Here is an 18,553-nt window from a genome sequence, read left to right as displayed (position 1 = left end):
CGATGAAGCGTCGAGAAGCAGTACTCAGAGAGCTTCAAAATGGCCCGCAAACGTTTGATGTTGTGGTGGTTGGTGGCGGCATCACGGGCGCCGGTATAGCCCGGGAAGCAGCCGGCAGCGGATTGAAAACGCTGCTCGTGGAGCAAAAGGATTTTGCCTGGGGAACGTCCAGCCGGTCTTCAAAAATGGTGCACGGTGGTCTGCGCTATCTTGGAAGTGGCCAATACAAGCTAACCCGGGATGCCGTCACCGAGCGCCAGCGATTGATGGCAGAGGCGCCCGGGTTAATTGAACCCTTACGCTTCATCATGCCGCATTTTCAGCGGCAATTTCCTGGCCCACGGTTATTTCAGATTTTGCTTCGGGTTTACGATTGGATTGCTCGCTCCAAATCTCGCCATTTCCTCACTCCGGGCCAAGCCATGCAGTGGGTACCTGGCTTGAACACAGAGAAGCTTTCAGCTGCCAGCGGCTTTACTGACGCAGTAACCGATGATGCCAGACTCGTGCAGCGAGTGATCACGGAGGCACGTCAAGATGGTGCCTGGTGCCTGAACTACGTTAAAGCCCTGCGGGTGATCCGAAAGGAGGGACAGGTCAGCGGGCTTGAACTCCAGGCCGAAAACGAGCCCAACCCCTTTGCCGTTGATACGCCGTTAATTATCAATGCGACTGGAGTGTGGGCAGATCGGCTTCAATCGCAAAACAATAGCGAAGCACCCATGACCATCCGGCCTTTGCGCGGCAGCCACCTGGTTCTTCCCTGGCAAGCACTGCCCGTTTCCTGCACCGTTTCCCTGCTCCACCCGGACGACAAACGCCCGGTTTTCGCCTTCCCATGGGCCGGTACGACTGTGCTGGGCACAACGGATCTCGATCATCCAGAAAGCCTGGATAAAGAACCTCACATAACAGATGAAGAAGCGGAGTATCTGTTGCGCATTGCGGGCAGGCTATTTCCCGGTGCAACAGTTTCCAGAGATAACGTGCTTTCAACCTGGTCGGGAGTTCGCCCCGTGGTTATGGCCGCCCAAAAGGCTGCCAACTCCAAAGCTCCCTCCAAAGAGAGCCGTGAACACGAATTCCGTGAGGATAAAGGCTTGATCAGTATTGCGGGTGGCAAGCTCACCACCTTCCGCTTGATAGCACGAGAAGCACTTACTCGAGGATTGCACGACGAGGTGCTTTTACGGCCACAAAGCGACCCGGTCTTCCGTCGGTCGCCCTCAGCACCAAAGCCAGCCAATATCAGCCGCCAGAACTGGCAGAGACTGACCGGTTATTACGGCTCGGATTTGCCGTCTGTGCTTACCGCTGGCCCCGCCACACTGGTTAGTGATGACACCACTAACTGCACCGTTCCGGGTGAACTTCTGTGGGCTGAAGTTGTGTGGGCTTGCGCGCAAGAAGACGTGCAACATCTGGATGACCTGATGCTGCGTCGCACCCGGCTTGGCCTGATAGCCCCGGAAGGTGGCAGAGCACTGCTTCCTAAGCTGAAGCACTATTGCCAGAGCGTGCTTAATTGGGATGATGAGCAATGGCATTTCGAAGAAAACCGGTATCTGGCCTTGTGGAATCAAGCCTATTCCTTGCCGAACGGCCCGGAGCCAAAGCATGCTGTCTGACCCGCTGATTTTAGCCATTGATAATGGCACCCAGAGCGTTCGCGCCCTGCTCTTCGATACCAGGGGCAATCTGATTGCCAAGGGCCGGCAAGAGATCGAGCCCTACTTCTCAGAGCAGCCGGGCTGGGCGGAACAGCATCCGGAGTATTTCTGGGAAAGTCTCGGCAAAGCTTGTGTTGAGCTTTGGGCGTCCACAGACGTAGCGCCAGACAGAGTGGTAGGTATCGCCGTCACTACTCAACGCGGCACAGTGATCAATCTGGACGAGCATGGCAAACCGCTACGCCCGGCAATTATCTGGCTGGATCAGCGCCATGCCCATGTTGAAGGCCCGATAAAGGGCCCCTGGGGGTGGATCTTTAAACTGGCTCGGCTTGAAGACACGGTCCGGCGCTTCCGAGAGAAAACGCAGGCTAACTGGATTTCCCAGAATCAACCGGAGATCTGGAAAAAAACCCGGCACTTCCTGCTGTTATCCGGATACCTGAATTACCGGTTAACGGGCGAATTTAAAGATTCCACCGGCAGCCAAGTGGGTTATCTTCCATTTGATTACAAAAAACACCGTTGGGCCGCAAAGCGGGACTTTAAATGGGAGGTAATGCCCGTAAAAAGGGACATGCTGCCGGATTTGGTCAGCCCCGGCGCGACCCTCGGCCACCTCACTGCAGAAGCCGCCATCCATCTGGGGCTTCCGGAAGGCTTGCCAGTAATCGCTGCAGCGTCTGACAAGGCCTGTGAGATTCTTGGCTCCGGTGGCCTGACTCCCGATGTAGGCTGCATGAGCTATGGCACAACCGCCACCATCAATGCGACCAACAAACGGTATGTGGAACCGGTTAAATTGATGCCTCCCTATCCTTCAGCAAGACCCGGGCACTTCTCTACCGAGGTGATGATATACCGAGGATTCTGGATGGTGAGCTGGTTCAAAAGGGAATTCGGTTTGCGGGAGCGGGAGATTGCTGAAAAGCGGGGCATTGAACCTGAAGAGCTGTTTGATGAGCTTGTGCAATCCGTACCTGCTGGTTCCATGGGCCTGATGCTGCAGCCCTATTGGTCACCTGGCGTGCGCCAACCCGGCCCGGAAGCCAAAGGCTCTATCATTGGTTTTGGCGACGTTCACACCCGCTCGCACATCTACAGAGCCATTCTGGAAGGCTTGGCTTACGCCCTTCGGGAAGGTAAAGAAAAAATCGAAAAGCGCAGTGGCACCAAGATCACAAAACTGCGAGTAGCGGGTGGTGGCTCCCAGAGTGACGCTGCCATGCAGCTCACGGCGGATGTATTTGGCTTGCCTGCGGAGCGCCCCCACACTTATGAAACCTCGGGTTTAGGGGCTGCCATAGATGCAGCCGTTGGCCTTGGCCTGCACCCGGATTTTGAAACTGCGGTTGCTGCGATGACCCGGGTTGGGCAGGTGTTCCACCCCAACCCTGAAGCACGCGAACTGTACGAAAAACTCTATTCCGAGGTTTACCTGCGCATGTATCCGCAATTGCAGCCGCTGTACCAGAAAATCCGGGATATTACGGGCTACCCGAAGTAAGTTTGATTCTTTAATTCCAAGTTTACGCCTGCGTGCGTTCTTGGAATTCAGAGGTTAAAGCCGTGGCAACTCGGTTCCCTCTGGAACCCGAATCTCGAATCCGGATTTCACGTTAACGGTTTCGCCTGCAGGTACTTCGCGATCCCACGCCAAAACACCTTTCTTGTCATCAACATCCCGTTGGACCGGCTCGCTGATTTCAAGGGGCTTAACGGTCAGGATGTCTTTCTGGGACACAGGTAAGCGGTCAAAAACACGGACCTTTACCGCCTTGGCGTGGTGATTGGTGATCTCAAAGCGATTTTGCCGGCGCTGAACGTTTTCGCTCTTCCATACACCCTCTTCTCCTGTGCGTTCCAGCTCATTCACCACCGCCACTCGAATGCCCTCATCGGCGCCGAAGCCCAAGGTTAATTCCTGACCATCGGTCAATTCCTGAAGGTGGCTTTGTCCTACGCTCTGGCCATCCCTGTACAGGGTGACTCGTCCTGCGGGTATCGGAGCCTCTGATTTGAACACTCCGGTGGCATGCAGGTAGCCGGTTGTGTTCAATACCGGTGCGGTCCAGGTAGCCACCTCTGCAGGAATCCGGTGTTCCGCTACCATCAAGCGCTGGCCGGAATTGCTACTGGGAATGTCAACTGGCTGAGGCAGCCGATAACTTTGGGCGAAGGTACTCTGGCGTTCTACAACAGCCGGGCTAGCCATTACCATCTCGGCCTGCATATCAGCAGAGCGCGCTAAAGACTTGGTACTATAAACCTCCGGCGGCTCTGGGCTGACGACCCAGGAATACAGTGGTGGCATGGCAGTTCCCCTGCGGGCATTGGCGGTTGCAAGGTGGAGTTCTACTCCCTCCCAATCTGTGCCTGTTGATTGTTGCACCACGGCCAGATGTTTCAGGGCCACTTCGCCGCCGGCCTTACCTTCCAGTTCGGTTTTCAGGCGTGCACTGTATTCGCTGCGCCAATTAGCCTCCGGCGTTTGAAACTTGAGCTTTACTTGAAGCTCGCCAGTCACCGGGGCCTGATAATGCACACGCACCTTCTTGGTCGCCTTGGCACCTTGCTTGATTTGAGCAAGATCCCGCATCAAACGATCTCTCAAGGCCACATCGCCCGTCATTTCCGCCCGAATAGTCCTTATCTCCGACAATGCACTCTGGGTTGTATTCTTCAACGCAGCGGCCATGTCGTTCAATTCTGAAGCCTTCAATTCATGGGGCAACTCCGCCGCTTTGCTGGCAAGCGTTACCTGTTGGTTCCATGCTTTTATCAAATCCTCTTGCGCCTGGATCCGTGCGGTAACAACATCCAGTTCATCCCGTAGCCTGCGGGTTTCACCGGCCACAAACTCTGCCTGCTCCACCCGGCTGATCTGAACCTGCTGGATCTGCGCTCCAGTGATACCTTCAAGCACAACCTGAAGGCTTTGATCCTGCAAGCTAACGGGCAAACCATCAACTTCAAAATTACCAACACCCGCGCCCACCTGCTCACTTTCCATCCAGGTAAGTTCAGCGTGGGATGGATACAAGGTGGCGCCGGTGATGTCTGCCTGAGCGCTAAGCGGCGTAAACGCAATGGCGATTGCAAGTAGGCTGGGCTTTCTCATTAGAGGGTACCTTTCGGTTGAAGCAGTTTGATGCCGAACTAACAGTGCTCATTAAAGTACATGATCCACACGCCTTTGGCATCGAAAGCTCCCTTACCTTAATCAAAATACATACTCTCGAAAGGTGTTACTGGAGGCCTTGAAAGCTTCCTTCACAAGTATGGACATGCCATTTCAGGCAACGTAGATTTGCTTTTTTTTGATAATCATCAAGAAATATTCCTTCAATGCAGGCATCTTGGTCAAAATCATTGGAATACACCATCTTTAGGTAGTGCTTACCGAAAGGGAAATCGAATATGAAAAAAATTCCGATACTGCTCGCTGCCCTGGGGCTGGCTAGCTACTCGGGCCTGGCGTTCGCAGAGGCAGATGCTGAGCGAGGTGCAGCAACCGCAGCCATATGCATGGCCTGCCACCAGGCCGATGGCAGCGGTATGAACATTGCCGGCGGTGAATCCTGGCCCCGCCTTGCCGGCTTGGACGCTGCTTACATTTCCAGGCAACTCCATGACTACAAATCCGGCGCCCGCAGCAATGCCAGTATGATGCCTTTCGTCAACATGCTGAATGAGCAGCAAATTCAAGATGTTGCAGCATACTATGCTAGCCTGCCAGCAACTCAGGGCAAGGGTAGTGAAGGCGCAGACGAGGCGACACTGAAACGGGGCCAGCAGCTCGCGGAACGTGGAGACTGGTCTGATTACATTGTTTCATGCAAAAGCTGCCATGGCCCAGACAATCAAGGTGCGGGTGACGTCTTCCCTGGCATTTCAGGCCAGCATGCGGGGTATATCAAGGCCCAGTTGCAAGCCTGGAAAGCGGGCGCCAGGAAGAACGACACGCAAGACCTGATGGGTTCCATCGCCCGCCGCATGAGCGAGGACGATATTCACGCCGTAGCTGTTTGGCTCGCGAGCCAAAATTCTGTGGCCAAATAAGAGGATTCCGACATTATGATTCGCACATTAAGTTACGCTGCCCTGTCCGGAACCCTGTTGTTTTCCGTAAACGCTACAGCAAGCGACGCTACCACCCAGCAGTACATCGACACCCTGACAGAGCTTGGGTACCCGGCACCGAAGGACGACGAATTGGTGCACATTCCACCCACGATGGAAGATCTGGAAAACGCCAAACTGCACCCGGAGTTAAAGCGTGTTATTCGGAAAGGCTATGACCTTTTTACTAACACCCAGCAGTTGCGTGGCGAGAACGTGTTCAACAATATGAACTGCTCAAGTTGCCATTTGGGTGAAGGGCGCATGCCTTTCAGCGCTCCTGTGTGGCCTGCTGCCGTCACACTGCCGAATTTTCGCGGCAAGAACGATCATGTAAATAACCTGGAAGAACGCATTGCTGGCTGCTTCACCTACTCCATGAACGGCAAGCCTCCCGAGTACGGCAGCGACAATATGTTGGCTATGTCTGCGTACCATCAGTGGCTGGCCAAGGGTGTGGCTATGTATCCGGAGCAACCCATATACGGTCGGGGCTTCCCCGCGCCGGATCGTCCTGAAGAGCTAAGCTATGCCCGCGGTGAAGCCGCGTTTGAAGAGAAGTGTTCTGTTTGCCACGGGAGCGATGGCGAGGGCCTGCGTGTGGGAGACCAGACAGTTTTCCCTGCAACCTGGGGCGATATGTCTAACAACTGGGGGGCCGGTATCGTGCGGATATTTACCGCAGCCGGGTTCATCAAGAACAACATGCCTTTGGGGCAGCCCAACAGCCTTAGCGATCAGGAATCCTGGGATATTGCTTATTACATGAGCAACCAGGAGCGACCGCAGGATCCCCGTTATACGGGTGATGTGAAGGAGACTCTGAAAAATACCGAGGCGCGATTCCACAAACATTCAATGTATGGTCAGGCGCGGGAGACCGACGGCCACGTGCTGGGAGATCATAGCAACACTGGTGAGAAATCCTTTCTGAAACCGGATACGATTCGCCCAAGAACGTTTGAGTAAAAGTGCAAAGAGGCTGGAGCTATGCCAGCCTCTTTCAATCAGGCCCGCCCCTAGCCCTCAGCGCCAGGCATTCTCATGGGAATGATGGCCTGCAAGACTTTGCCCACAGGGCCTTGGCCATCGAACAAAGTGGTTTCAACCAGACCAATGCCTGAATCTTGCATGCGACTGCGAGCATCCAGACCCAACCACTCACCTACGGGTCTGCGATGCAGGTAGAGGGTTGCATCCGCATTAATACAACCTACGCCACCACCCAAACTCAATTGCCCAACGCCGTTGCCAAAATCGCAGAGCGCAGCTGCCATAACATCAGGACTGGCTTCGACATCTTCGACAACAGGTACAGGTAGCCTCATCCATGCAATACCTTGCCCTTTGGCTTTAACCCCATCAATAAGTTTTGCTTTAGCTGTACTGTGTAGGCCTTCTGGGCTGTATTGATTTGTCCAGCCTGCAGCCTCCGAAATGTTTTGCTCAACCGGCTCGACGGGTGGCCTGTGCTCTGAAGGCCCGAAGTGACCGTAATCCGGCACTTCTTGCTCACTAGTCTCCAGAAAAAGTGCACTTGCGCGAGCAACCTTTGTATCCCCAGCCAATAAAGACGCCTCAAGGATTTGAAGCCGTGAGCCGCCCCGTACCAGCCGTGTATTTACTGTTAAGGGAGCATCCGGTACAGGCCTCAGCAGATCTACAGTCAGCCTTGCCAAATTAAGACGTTCATTATTTGTTGCCTTCTCCATGGCATGAGCCATTAACCCCACTACCGGTCCGCCATGCAGGTGCTGTGGGCTCCAAGGGCTTCGACTTGAAGGCGTTGGTACAAAAAAATCCCCATCACGCTGAAAAAGTGCTTTATCCATGATTGATCCTTGTTCTTTCCTCAAAGTCGATTGCGAATATCGTTCAGTAATTTATAGAGCAGCTTCCGCTGCAGCCCAGCGAGATGCTCTTTGCGACAGCAAAGCTTGAACCATGCCTGAGATGATAATTAAAGCGCAGCCAGACATTTGCAGCGTATTCAGATGCTGGCCAAACAGGACCCACGCCAGTGCTACAACCGTAATTGGCTCCAGATAAGCCAGGGTGCCATAAGTTGCTGCCGGGAGCGCCCTGAGCGCAACAACAGCTAGCATGATCGCCAGAAATCCAGGAATCACACCTGCGGCAATTAACCAACCCCACTGGGCACCTGCAATGGCATCTCCCTGCTGAATCATAAAAGGCAGAATGCATAGCGCCCCGACCAACATTTGATAGCCGCTGCGGGTGAGCACATGCACACGTTCATGTATCAATCGATTGGTCAGGATAAAAGCGGCGTAACACAACATCGCACACAGCGCATAAAAGAGGCCAATGGCTTCTTCCTTTCTCCCCGAAAGATTGAAATTAAACTCCATCATCATGGCAAAGCCAAAAAGCGCTAGACCGATCAACCCCGCACTGGCTCCCGTCAACCGCTCGCCCATAAAGAAGTGGGCAACAATTGACGCTGTTACAGGTGCCAAGTACAGCAGCATCACGGCGTTAGCCATGCTGGTGTAATCCAGGGACACAATGTAGAACACTACAAACCCGGCAAGAAAAGCGCCGGTTACCAGCACTTTCACGCCTGGCCAGGTCAAGATCCTTTCCTTCTGACCCGTAGCCAGAAGAAAGCCGCCCATCAGCACAGCGCCAATAAACAGGCGGTAAAAGGTAACCGTTTCAGCGCTTACATCAGCGTAAACAGATATCGCACCAATAGTGCCCATAAAAACGGCAGCCAGAACGGCTGCCAGTATGTTGGAGTTCATTCGTTGGGGGCTCACGTCAAAGCTGTTTGATTTTAAATAAGATCCAAGACCTTCCCTATATCAAATAGATACTATCAAACTCGAGATCAATGCTCGCAACCGATTAGGCTTCACAGGTTTATTCAAAATGGGCAGCTGCTGGGATCGCATCTTCTGTCGCGTCTCAACGCTGTGATCGGCAGTTATCAAAGCTGCAGGTATCTTCTGCCTCAACATCTTTCGGATAGCATGGATTGCATCGGAGCCGAGCTGGCCATAGTCTAATTGATAATCAGCCAAAATAGCCTCAGGGTGCCCGTCTGTCTGCTCAAGATAAGTAATTGCAGCCTCACAGCTTGGTGCGGTGACAACGACACAATCCCATCGTTCCAGTAGGAGCTTCATGCTTTCCAACACAGAATGGTCGTTATCGATAACCAGTATTTTCGCTCCGGCAAACCCTTTGGAAAAAATTTGCGCCGTATTGATACTCGGTTTTGTCTCTTGCAGCTCGCGGCTATTTTCCATCGGAAGTGTCAGCGCAAATCGAGAGCCTCGCCCTGGACGGGAAACTACGTCCATTTGACATCCGAGCACCCGAACCATTCGGTCTACAATGGCCAGACCAAGCCCTGCGCCCTGCCGGCCACCAGTACCCTGCGGTAAAAGCTGGTGAAATTCAGTAAAGATCTCATCCAGTTTGCTTTCCTCAATACCCACTCCGGTATCCCATACCTCAATCCGCAAAGCATTCGGCCGGGATCTCAGTGCAAGCAGAACCCGACCTTTCGGGGTGTACCGGAAGGCGTTGGCAAGCAGGTTTCGTATGACTCTGGTCAGCATTCGCTGATCGGTTTTAACCATGGCTGGTATGGTACGAATGCGAAAATCCAACTGGGCATTCGCTGCAATGGCTTCGAACTCTTCCCCCAACCCTTTAACCAGAGCCGCTACATCCGTCATAACCCAATCAGGCACCATCGCTTGCTGATCAAGCTTCGATATATCCAGCAGGTCAGCCAACAGGTCTTCTGCGCCTTCGAGAGCTCTATGCACCTGTTGAACCATGCGGCTTTCTTCTGCAGGCAACGGACTTTCCTGAAGTGCCGAGATCATAAGGCGGGCGGCATTCAGCGGCTGCAGCAAATCATGACTCGCAGCGGCCAGGTACTTGTCTTTGCTGCGATTGGCATCATGGGCAGCTTTTACCGCAACAACCAGTCCGCGCTCTGCCTTTTCCCGCTCCGCAATTTGATAGTGCAAGCCGTCGTTGGCCAGCTGCAAGGCGGCTGTACGCTCATCCACTCTGCGCTCCAGATCAGCATTCAGTTGCACAAGCTTTTCGCGGGACTGAACCCGTTCACTGATGTCTGCAACAAACGCTTCAACCACTTCTGGCCCAAGATCAGGCCGTCGCAATAAAGTAATCGCAACATGTACCGGTTCTGAGTCTGCCCGCCGCAGCCGGGTTTCCCGCGCACTAAGGCTACCCCGGTCAAGTAACTCCTGACGCAAATCGTCGAATTCGCTGGAACTGCAAAACAACTGTTCTCGCAGGCGAATCACTCGCTGTTCAAGATCCTCAGGGCTATCGTAGCCACAGATTTTAGCCATGGCTGGGTTACAGGCTAAAAAGCCAGCTCTTAAATTGCCTTGAAAAACACCGTGCAAGGCATTTTCAAATAGCCATTTGTAGCGGTTGCGCTCCAGCTCAAGCTCTTCAATGCGGTCTTGAAGTGCCGGGTAATAGTTCTTTCTGACAGATTGACTACCAAAGCCCAGCAAATCTCCAATGCCATAGTCACTGGCTTGCTCGTCAGAGGGCTTCTTCATAGACAACCTGAACGTCTCTTAGGGATGATTTGCGCGGGTTTGTGAGTATGCAGGGGTCTTGCAGTGCGAAACCGGATAGAGAGGGTATATCGGACACACTCACACCCAGGTTCGCCAGGTTGTCTTCCAGGCCGACCTTACGCTTGAGCTGAATAATGCGATTCATAAGACGCTTCTGGATTTCCGGTTTACTCATTCCGCGAGTATCAATATCCATCGCTTGCGCAACTCGCAAAAACCGGTCTTCCGCCGAGCGGAAATTGTAGGCGACCACATGCTCCAAAAGCAGCGCGTTACACAGCCCATGGGGTAAATCCAGAAAGCCCCCCAAACTATGGGCCATGGCATGGACAGCACCCAATATAGCGTTAGAAAAAGCCAGGCCTGCCTGCATGGAGGCGAGCATAATTTGCTCCCGCAGAAACGGATCAGAGGTATTATCAACCAAAGGTTCAAGGTTGCGGTTAATCAGTCTAATGGCCTCAAGGGCGTGGGAGTCTGTGAGCGGCCCGCTGCCTGTGGACACAAAGGCTTCAATCGCATGTACCAGCGCATCCACACCTGTGCAGGCGGTTAGGTAGGCGCTCATGGTTTCGGTTACTTCCGGGTCGATCAACGATACATCCGGTACCACCGCCTTGCTTATGATGGAAAATTTGAACCGGCGGTTCGGGTCAGAAATGATCGCAAATTGCGATACATCGGCGGAGGTGCCAGCCGTTGTTGGAATAAGGATCAAGGGCGGGGGCGGGTTGGAAATCGTGTCGACGCCTTCAAAATCGAGAATGTGGCGGCCATTGCTTGCGATAATCCCGATGCCCTTTGCACAGTCCATGGGACTGCCACCCCCGATGGCGACAATCACATCGCATTCAGAAGACTTGTAAAGTTCGGCACCAGCCATCACCTCATCCACTCGCGGGTTGGCCGATACGCCAGTAAACACCGTGACGCGTAAACTTGATGCCGTCAGCAGATTAACGATTTCGCTAACCCACCCTGCAGTCGCCACACCAGGATCTGAGACGAGGAACACATGCTTTGCGCCAAGATTACTCGCAAAGTTTGCGACAGACTTGCGGGCCCCTGCGCCGAATACAATTTCTGGCGAGACAAATTTTCTTAATACAGCTATGTCAGGACTCATGGGAATACGCTCAACATTACGCTTTTTATTGGAATGCCCGAGAGCTTAACTCAAGTTTTCTGAAGGTTCACCGGCTTTGGCTATGATTGATATAAAACCTATGCAGTTCTTCGAGCATTCTGACCTGATTTCTTTTCTGCAAAAACCCGTGTCCCTCCGCCTCAAACCAGATCAGCTCTGGTGTGTGCCCGGATTCTTTCATTGCCTCGACCATCTCTGTGGTCTGTTCTGGCACAACAACTTTATCTTGCCCTCCCTGGAAAAAAATAACCGGGGCGCTGATGGTCGTCGCCTGAAGTCTGGGCGTACGGGAAACCCAGCGTTGAAAATAACGATCCGGGTCACCCAGCAACCAATCGAGATAGCCGGATTCAAAACGGTGGGTCATACGCCTTAAATGAAGCGGGTCTGTCACCCCATAAATGCTCGCACCCGCGGTGTAACGCCCCTCCCCCATCAAAGCCACTAACGCCGTATAGCCTCCGGAGCTCCGACCCTGAATGAACACTTTGAGACCATCTGCAAGGCCGGCAGCTATAAGATACTCTGCAGCTCGTGCCATATCCTGTACATCGGCCTCCCCCCATTGCCCCGCTAACGCCAGCCTGAAATTACGACCAAAGCCACTACTTCCACGGTAGTTCACCTCAGCAACAGCAAAGCCCTGCTGGCACCAATACTGAACCTGCGGATTGAACACCGGATAGGCCGCAGATGTAGGGCCACCGTGGGCGATCAGTATGAGAGGGGGCGCACCAGCAGAATGAACGACCGGGGGATAATAGAACCCCTGAGGAGGCTGAACCTCACCAGGAAGCCCCGGTATCTGAAACGCCTTTGGCAGTGAAACGTCACATTGTGGCAAAGCTTCTTCACCGCCGGCGACTACCCGCACATGGCAAGTATCCGGATCAACTTGCAGCACGGCATCCAGCCGGGAAGCCGATTTGGCAATAACGTAAAGATAGCCACCAGTAACGCACAAACCGCGGAAATCACTATAACTACCGGCAACTCTTGCACTTCCGCCCGCGCCTCGCTCGGAAAGCCATAATTCACCGGTGCCATTGCGGTAACACACACGGGCCCATCGGGCACCGGGTAAGGGGCAATGATGTGACTCTCCCAGCTGCCAGGGTGCATTTGCATGGTCTAGCGGAAGCACATGGTCGCCAATGGTCCAGCGGTTTGACACCACCTGATGTTCAACCTGCCAGGGTTGCCACCAGCCTCCATGATCGGACATTACCCAAAGCGCCTTACCTGAAAAAACAGGCTGCTGAATAGACGCCTCTTTGGGCGCTTCGCGAACCTGGCAGTTGACCAGAAAACCGTCGTTTGTCACGTCCGCCGTCCAAAGGCGGGTTCGCAGCCAGGGCATATCCGGCAATTGCCAGCTTATCCAGGCAATGCGGCGGCCATCGGCAGAGAGTGCGGGAGCACTGTAAAAATCTTCACCGCTATGGAGCACCTCCACCTCACCCGTCAGCGCAACGGCAACCAACGCTTGCTGGCCTGCGGCATCATTTTCTTCGCTATCGGTCTCGCGCACGGCCAGCACACGATCCTTCAGCGGGTCGATCACAAGTCCGCCATAAGCTGATCTATCATTCGTCAGTACCTGGCTACGACCACCCTCGTGACGAATGAAATGAATTTGCTGGCAATCGCTTACCAAAAATGTTCCGGTTAACGAGGCTGCGATAGCACCGCCACCGTACCCATTAACCTGGCTGCGGATACTGAGCGTTTTGCTGTGTAGCTGGGCAGGGTTGCCACTCTCAGGTGCGAGATGCCATAACCTTTGCGCGCCTGTGTGTGGCTCATTTTGCAGCCAGAACAAACCTGCACCGCAAGCGACAAGGTTGCTGCGCTGAGTGAAGCCTTCACAGGCTTCACTGGCGCTAAGTACCAGAGTATCAGAGGCCCTCATCACGATCAGCTCTTGAAAAACAGTCTGGAATTTTCTGCGTTGCGGTAAGTCAGGTCAGCAATGCCAACCGTGGCGTGGTCGGCCGCTTTGCGTGCCGCCAGAATTCGGTCATGGTAAGAAGATTTGCTACACACCGGGTCGGCATTATCGGCATTACCGGTTAACAAATAGGCCTGGCAGCGGCAGCCCCCAAAGTCCTTATCTTTCTCATCGCAGGAGCGACAGGGTTCTGGCATCCAGGCATCGCCCCGATAATGATTGAAACCAGGACTGTCGTACCACACTGACTTTAAGTGTGTGTCGCGAACATTCGGAAATTCAATAGGTAACAGGCGTGCACTGTGGCATGGCAAGGCCGTACCGTCAGGGGCGACGGTCAAAAACAGACTGCCCCAACCATTCATACAGGCTTTCGGGCGCTCTTCGTAATAATCCGGGGTCACGAAGATAAGTTTCATAGGGCACCCGGAAGCTTCAAGTTGAGCCCGGTATTCGTTAACCTCCGCCTCGGCCCGTTCCAGTTGTGCCTTTGACGGCATCAGTCCTTCGCGGTTTTCCAGCGCCCAGCCGTAATACTGGCATGTCGCCAGTTCCACAAAGTCAGCGTCCAGGCGCTCGCACAACGACATAATGTCTTTCATTTGATGAATATTATGACGATGGACCACAAAGTTGAGCACCATTGGATAACCCGCCTCTTTAACAGCACGGGCCATTTTCAACTTCTGCTCAAATGCTTTTCGGGAACCGGCTATGGCGTTATTAAGCTCTGGATCTGAGGCCTGAAAACTCACCTGAATGTGATCCAGACCTGCTGCGGCAAAGGCGTTCACTTTGGCTTCTGTCAGGCCCAGACCAGAGGTGATCAAATTGGTGTAATACCCCAAAGAACGAGCCTCTGCGATAAGCTCTTCAAGGTCTGGGCGCACCAGAGGTTCACCGCCGGAAAACCCAAGTTGCGCCGCACCCATCTCGCGCCCCTGCCGTAGCACTTGAACCCACTCATCGGTGGTGAGCTCCTTTTCCGTTTGCGCAAAATCCAGAGGGTTTGAGCAGTATGGGCACTGCAACGGGCAGCGATACGTCAGTTCTGCCAACAGCCATAGTGGCGGGCCGACACTATGGCCAGCCTTATCTGTTGAAGCTCCGGAAGAAATCGTCATGACACCTCCAGCCAATGTTGATTGCAGGCATGTTCCAGGAACTCACACACATCGTTTGCCAGCGCCCCTGCCTCCGGGAATTTTTGCTCCAGCACGGCCACAAGTTCTGCAACACTGCGCTCCCCATCCACCTCCTGCAGAATAGCGCCAGCGCTCTCGTTAAGCTTAACCATACCTTCTGGATACAAGAGTACATGGCACTGCTGCGCGGGCTCCCACTGAAACCGGAAACCGCGCCGAAAACGAAGTACGTTAGCCATCGTAACCTCCATTACAGTCCCCGATGCCAGACTTGCTGATCCGTGACCGTATGAAACGGCGGTGTTTTATGGCTATACGCCATGGTGAGGGCATCCAGCAAGGCCCAGAGAATGTCCAGTTTGAACTGTAGGATATCCAGCGCCCGGGCCTGCTGAACTGGTGAGGTAAAGTGATCCAGAGTAATGGCCAAGCCATGGGCCACATCACGCCGTGCTTCAGAAAGCCGCTTTCGAAAATAGCTGTAACCGCCCTCTTCTATCCACGGATAATGCTGTGGCCAACTGTCTAACCGGGATTGATGTATTTCCGGTGCAAACAGTTCCGTCAGTGAGGAACAGGCCGCTTCTTGCCAAGTCGCCCGCCGGGCAAAGTTTAGATAAGCATCGACTGCAAACCTAACGCCGGGCAACACATGACGCTGGTCCACCACTTCCTCTCGACTCAGTCCTGTCGCTTCGGCCAGGCAAAGCCAGGCTTCAATGCCACCGCAATCTCCATCGTGGCCATCGTGGTCGAGAATGCGTTGCAACCACTGTTGACGAACCCCCGCATCCGGGCAGTTAGCCATAATGGCGGCGTCTTTGCGGGGAATCATAATCTGGTAGTAATAGCGATTGGCTACCCAGCCCCGAATCTGCTCCGGTGTGCATTGCCCGCTATACATAGCTTTATGGTAGGGATGGTGGATGTGGTACAGCCGCCCTTTATCCCGCAAAGCCTGCTCAAAGTCTGTCCGATTCATAGCTGTTTTCGCGATGGCGTTCATGGCTGCTCCACAAGTTCGATCTGCATTCCGTCCCACGCTACCTCGATGCCATGCTCCGCCAGCTGAGCTCGCTCGGGGGAATCTTCGTTCAGGATCGGATTGGTATTATTTATATGGATCAGGATTTTGCGTTTGGCAGGCATGGTATCCAGCACCTCAATCATGCCGCCTGGCCCGCTTTGGGCAAGATGGCCCATGTCCTGACCGGTTTTGGTACCCACCTCCTGGCGAATCATTTCATCGTCGTGCCACACAGTACCATCCACCATCAGTACGTCAGCTTTACGCATCCACGACAGAATTCGTGCATCCGTTTGGCCAAGGCCTGGCGCATAAAGCACATTCTGGCCGGTTCGGGTGTCTTGAATAAAAATGCCAATGTTATCGCCCGGATGAGGATTATCCCGGCGAGGTGAATAGGGAGGCGCGTTACTCAACAAAGGAATGGCTGTCAGTTTCAGAGACGGAGCACAGGGAATGGTAAAGGAGGAAAACTCAGATGCTGGTACTTCTCGCCAGTTAAGACCACCGTTCCAGTGCTTCAGCATTGGAAACAAAGGAAACCCGGAACTGAGGTCGTCCTTTACCTGGGCGGTGCACCACACATCGAGCGGCAGTCCTTCTCGCAAGGTCAGAAGACCGGTGGTGTGATCGACCTGGCTGTCGAACAACAGAACCGCATTGATCCCAGTATCCCGCAAAGCCCGGGCAGGCTGCATGGCTTCACAAGAGGCCAATTGAGCGCGAATGTCTGGCGACGCGTTACATAAAATCCAGCGTTCGCCGTCTTCGCTGATGGCAATGGATGACTGGGTTCGCGCATGGGCATTCAGTGTGCCTTTGCGAAATCCATCGCAGTTGGCACAGTTACAATTCCACTGAGGGAAACCGCCTCCAGCAGCAGAACCAAGAATATGGATATACATGGGCAAGAGCTCCGGAAGTAGAGCGGCCAGCATTAAATTGCTGGCCGCTCCGTCCTTCAGCGGTTGGCGAAGTACATGGTGACTTCGAAACCAATACGCAGATCTTCATAAGCTGGTTTAGTCCACATAATGCTCACCTCTTTTGTCATGATTATTTGTGCATTAAGGATGGATCGACAGTATTGCCGATACCCACAACCCATCCTAAAGAGAGACTTCATATGCCTATATGGTACTTTCGGACTGTTTTGGCAGGCCATAAGTGGCAGGGTATTACGCAGCAAAAACGAAGTGCTAAACACCAGCGCTACAAACAAAAAAGGCCCGAAACGGGCCAAAAGAGCAGGACACAACAACACTAACTCGCAACAGAACAAACCCCGAAAAGGCCGGTCAGAACCTCCCCCCTTTGCGGGGGGAGTAAAACAACACTCAGATCAGAAGAACCCTAGTGGATTGATATCATAACTGGTCAGCATGCACTTGGTTTGCTGGTAATGATCCAGCGCCAGTTTATGGGTTTCACGGCCAACACCCGACTTCTTATAGCCACCAAATGCAGCATGGGCAGGGTATGCGTGATAGCAGTTCATCCACACCCGGCCTGCCTGAATAGCCCGGCCCATGCGGTAGGCTCGGTTCGTGTCCCGAGTCCAAACGCCAGCACCCAGACCAAACTCGGTATCGTTGGCAATCGCCAGCGCTTCCTCTTCTGTTTTAAAGGTGGTGACCGCTACAACCGGGCCGAAGATCTCTTCCTGGAATACCCGCATGCTGTTGTCGCCTTTGAACAGCGTAGGCTGGATATAGAAGCCATTATCGTAGTCACCGCCCAAATTTTCACGATCGCCACCAGTGAGAACCGTTGCACCCTCCTGTTTTCCGATCTCCAGGTAGGACATGATCTTGTCATACTGTTCTTTACTGGCCTGAGCGCCAACTTGCACGTCGGTATCCAGGGGATTACCGCGCTTGATCGCCTTGGTGCGCTCCACAACCTTTTGCATAAACTCTTCGTACATGTCCTCCTGCACCAGCGCACGAGAAGGACACGTGCACACTTCGCCTTGGTTGAAGAATGCCAGCACCAGACCTTCAACGCATTTTTCGATAAATTCCGGCTCAGCATTCAACACATCAGAGAAATAGATATTCGGAGACTTGCCACCCAACTCAACCGTTGAAGGAATAATATTCTCGGCTGCACACTTCAGAATGTGAGAGCCAACCGGCGTTGAGCCGGTAAATGCAATTTTGGAAATGCGCTTGCTGGTAGCAAGAGCCTGGCCTGCTTCGATGCCGTAGCCGTTAACGATGTTCAGTACACCGGGTGGCAGCAGGTCACCAATAATTTCCATCAACACCAGAATACTTGCAGGTGTTTGTTCTGCAGGTTTGAGCACAGTGCAGTTACCAGCAGCCAGGCAAGGCCCCAATTTCCAGGCCGCCATAAGAATCGGGAAGTTCCAGGGAATAATCTGGCCAACTACGCCTAACGGCTCGTTGTAATGAAAAGCTACAGTGTTCTGATCAATCTCTCCCATGTGCCCTTCCTGAGCACGAATGCAGCCAGCAAAGTAGCGGAAATGATCTGCAGCTAGCGGAATGTCTGCATTGAGGGTTTCACGCACGGCCTTGCCGTTATCCCAGGTTTCCGCAACTGCCAGTTTTTCAAGATTGGCTTCAATGCGGTCTGCAATTTTCAGCAGAATGTTGGAACGTTCTGCCGCTGAAGTACGGCCCCAGGCTGGCGCTGCTTTGTGCGCCGCATCGAGGGCGAGCTCGATATCTTCTTCAGTCGAACGTGGGATCTCGCAGATTACATCGCCGGTTACCGGAGTAACGTTCTCAAAATACTGCCCTTTTACCGGGGCAACCCACTCGCCGCCAATGTAGTTCCCGTAGCGAGACTTGAAAGAAACGACGGAGCCGTCTTGTCCTGGTTGTGCGTAGATCATGGTCTGGACCTCTTTTTGTGTTTATCG

Annotated in this window: 16 protein-coding genes; 4 read left to right on the top strand and 12 right to left on the bottom strand. The window is 53.5% G+C overall.

Going from position 1 to position 18,553, the window contains the following annotated elements; genetic code table 11:
- Positions 1–2: 2 nt before the first annotated feature.
- On the top strand, positions 3–1,628 hold the full coding sequence (locus CDH47_RS15190) for a glycerol-3-phosphate dehydrogenase/oxidase (protein ID WP_100640877.1): 1,626 nt from the start codon (positions 3–5) through the stop codon (positions 1,626–1,628).
- Positions 1,618–3,177, top strand: a complete 1,560-nt coding sequence (locus tag CDH47_RS15185) for an FGGY-family carbohydrate kinase (protein WP_100640875.1) — start codon at positions 1,618–1,620, stop codon at positions 3,175–3,177. The genes CDH47_RS15190 and CDH47_RS15185 overlap by 11 nt, the downstream gene beginning before the upstream one ends.
- 54 nt (positions 3,178–3,231) lie before the next feature.
- Here CDH47_RS15185 and CDH47_RS15180 read toward each other — a convergent pair whose 3' ends face one another.
- On the bottom strand, positions 3,232–4,791 hold the full coding sequence (locus tag CDH47_RS15180) for a DUF4139 domain-containing protein (RefSeq protein WP_100640873.1): 1,560 nt from the start codon (positions 4,789–4,791) through the stop codon (positions 3,232–3,234).
- 299 nt (positions 4,792–5,090) lie between these two features.
- Here CDH47_RS15180 and CDH47_RS15175 point away from each other — a divergent pair, with 299 nt between their 5' ends.
- Together CDH47_RS15175 and CDH47_RS15170 are read left to right on the top strand one after the other, a co-directional pair.
- Positions 5,091–5,732, top strand: coding sequence for a c-type cytochrome (locus CDH47_RS15175; RefSeq protein ID WP_100640871.1), 642 nt, complete (start codon positions 5,091–5,093; stop codon positions 5,730–5,732).
- Positions 5,733–5,747: 15 nt separating this feature from the next.
- Positions 5,748–6,761, top strand: coding sequence for a c-type cytochrome (locus CDH47_RS15170; RefSeq protein ID WP_100640869.1), 1,014 nt, complete (start codon positions 5,748–5,750; stop codon positions 6,759–6,761).
- A gap of 50 nt (positions 6,762–6,811) precedes the next feature.
- Here CDH47_RS15170 and CDH47_RS15165 read toward each other — a convergent pair whose 3' ends face one another.
- The 11 genes from CDH47_RS15165 to exaC form a co-directional block, all read right to left on the bottom strand.
- Positions 6,812–7,624, bottom strand: coding sequence for a thioesterase family protein (locus CDH47_RS15165; protein WP_100640867.1), 813 nt, complete (start codon positions 7,622–7,624; stop codon positions 6,812–6,814).
- Positions 7,625–7,675: 51 nt separating this feature from the next.
- Positions 7,676–8,560, bottom strand: a complete 885-nt coding sequence (locus CDH47_RS15160; protein ID WP_100640865.1) for a DMT family transporter — start codon at positions 8,558–8,560, stop codon at positions 7,676–7,678.
- A 60-nt stretch (positions 8,561–8,620) separates the two neighbouring features.
- Positions 8,621–10,372 carry a PAS domain-containing hybrid sensor histidine kinase/response regulator gene (locus CDH47_RS15155; RefSeq protein ID WP_100640863.1) on the bottom strand — a complete coding sequence of 584 codons (1,752 nt, stop codon included), beginning with the start codon at positions 10,370–10,372 and terminating at the stop codon, positions 8,621–8,623.
- A complete protein-coding gene (gene ercA, locus CDH47_RS15150; protein ID WP_100640861.1) occupies positions 10,356–11,519 on the bottom strand; it encodes an alcohol dehydrogenase-like regulatory protein ErcA in 1,164 nt (387 codons plus the stop codon). The genes CDH47_RS15155 and ercA overlap by 17 nt, the downstream gene beginning before the upstream one ends.
- 67 nt (positions 11,520–11,586) lie before the next feature.
- Positions 11,587–13,452, bottom strand: coding sequence for a S9 family peptidase (locus CDH47_RS15145; protein WP_100640859.1), 1,866 nt, complete (start codon positions 13,450–13,452; stop codon positions 11,587–11,589).
- 5 nt (positions 13,453–13,457) lie between these two features.
- Positions 13,458–14,615 carry a pyrroloquinoline quinone biosynthesis protein PqqE gene (pqqE, locus tag CDH47_RS15140; protein ID WP_100640857.1) on the bottom strand — a complete coding sequence of 386 codons (1,158 nt, stop codon included), beginning with the start codon at positions 14,613–14,615 and terminating at the stop codon, positions 13,458–13,460.
- Positions 14,612–14,887, bottom strand: coding sequence for a pyrroloquinoline quinone biosynthesis peptide chaperone PqqD (gene pqqD, locus CDH47_RS15135; protein ID WP_100640855.1), 276 nt, complete (start codon positions 14,885–14,887; stop codon positions 14,612–14,614). The genes pqqE and pqqD overlap by 4 nt, the downstream gene beginning before the upstream one ends.
- Complete coding sequence (gene pqqC / locus CDH47_RS15130; protein WP_100640853.1) at positions 14,887–15,642, bottom strand: pyrroloquinoline-quinone synthase PqqC; 756 nt, start codon at positions 15,640–15,642, stop codon at positions 14,887–14,889. Before pqqC ends, pqqD begins: the two co-directional genes overlap by 1 nt.
- Positions 15,639–16,568, bottom strand: a complete 930-nt coding sequence (pqqB, locus tag CDH47_RS15125; protein WP_100640851.1) for a pyrroloquinoline quinone biosynthesis protein PqqB — start codon at positions 16,566–16,568, stop codon at positions 15,639–15,641. The genes pqqC and pqqB overlap by 4 nt, the downstream gene beginning before the upstream one ends.
- A gap of 56 nt (positions 16,569–16,624) precedes the next feature.
- Positions 16,625–16,696: a pyrroloquinoline quinone precursor peptide PqqA gene (gene pqqA, locus CDH47_RS15120; protein WP_007153157.1), complete on the bottom strand. Its 72-nt coding sequence runs from the start codon at positions 16,694–16,696 to the stop codon at positions 16,625–16,627.
- A gap of 309 nt (positions 16,697–17,005) precedes the next feature.
- Positions 17,006–18,526: an acetaldehyde dehydrogenase ExaC gene (gene exaC, locus CDH47_RS15115; protein ID WP_100640849.1), complete on the bottom strand. Its 1,521-nt coding sequence runs from the start codon at positions 18,524–18,526 to the stop codon at positions 17,006–17,008.
- Positions 18,527–18,553: the final 27 nt, after the last annotated feature.

It is taken from the genome of Marinobacter salexigens (genome assembly GCF_002806945.1).
Lineage (GTDB): Bacteria > Pseudomonadota > Gammaproteobacteria > Pseudomonadales > Oleiphilaceae > Marinobacter > Marinobacter salexigens.
Note: the sequence above shows the minus strand (reverse complement) of the source record. Positions and strands in the feature narration are given on the sequence as shown.